This is a genomic window from Mesobacillus maritimus (assembly GCF_023715205.1).
Classification (GTDB): Bacteria; Bacillota; Bacilli; order Bacillales; family Cytobacillaceae; genus Mesobacillus_B; species Mesobacillus_B maritimus_C.
Map to the genome: position 1 here is coordinate 1 of NZ_JAMBNR010000052.1, position 815 is coordinate 815.

An 815-nucleotide genomic window follows, 5' to 3' on the forward strand; every position below is an offset into this window, starting at 1 on the left:
TGCTTCTTTACTTTTCTCAACTAAATCTTTCAGGTACTTTCCATCACTTTTCTCACCAGTAGTAACAATCGCAGCTGTAATAATCCGTTCATCACTCATAGCTATATGTGTTTTAAATCCAAAAAAAGAAGAGTCAGCTGTTTTGTGTCCGACACGTGCATCTGGATCATTTGAATAACTTAGTTGTTCTGCATAATCTTCTACAACTTCTTTTAGTACGTTTAATTTTTCTTTGACAGCAGGAATCTCAGCGATTTGTGGCTCAGTTTCAATAACAGTAATCACTTTACGACAATAATCCAATTCATCATTTACTTCGTTAGAAGTCGTTTTTGGTGGGAATTTTTCTTTCATTGATTCATCTAGTTGATAAACTGCTTTCCGGACATTTTTTGATTTCTCTTGTAAAAACTCTCTCGGTGATTTTTGATTATAACGGGCTTTAGTATGTGTTGCATCCACGATAATTGATTTACTCTTAATGATTTCTTTTTCTAAAGCAATCTCAACGGTTTTGCCAATAAGCATGTCTAATAAACCTACATCTTGAAGACGAAGTTTACGAAATTTCGTTAATGAGCTTGGGTCAATTACTGAATCCTCTGGGGCCATGTCGAGAAAATATTTAAATGACATATCGTATTTCGAACGTTCAATTACATCTACATCTGACAAATCATAAATTGATTTAAGAAGTAAATATTTGAACATACGAATTGGCGAAACAGCATTGCGACCATTATCAAGACAATATTTTGTTTTTAATTCTTCAAGTATGAAATTAAAGTCTACAAGCTCATTTATTTTACGAAGCA

General features: G+C 33.0%; 1 protein-coding gene. It reads right to left on the reverse strand.

All coding sequences use genetic code 11. The annotated features are described in order from the left end of the window. Nucleotides 1-815, reverse strand: an 815-nt coding sequence (locus M3182_RS25535) for a transposase (protein ID WP_251437752.1), incomplete at both ends; no start/stop codon positions are given.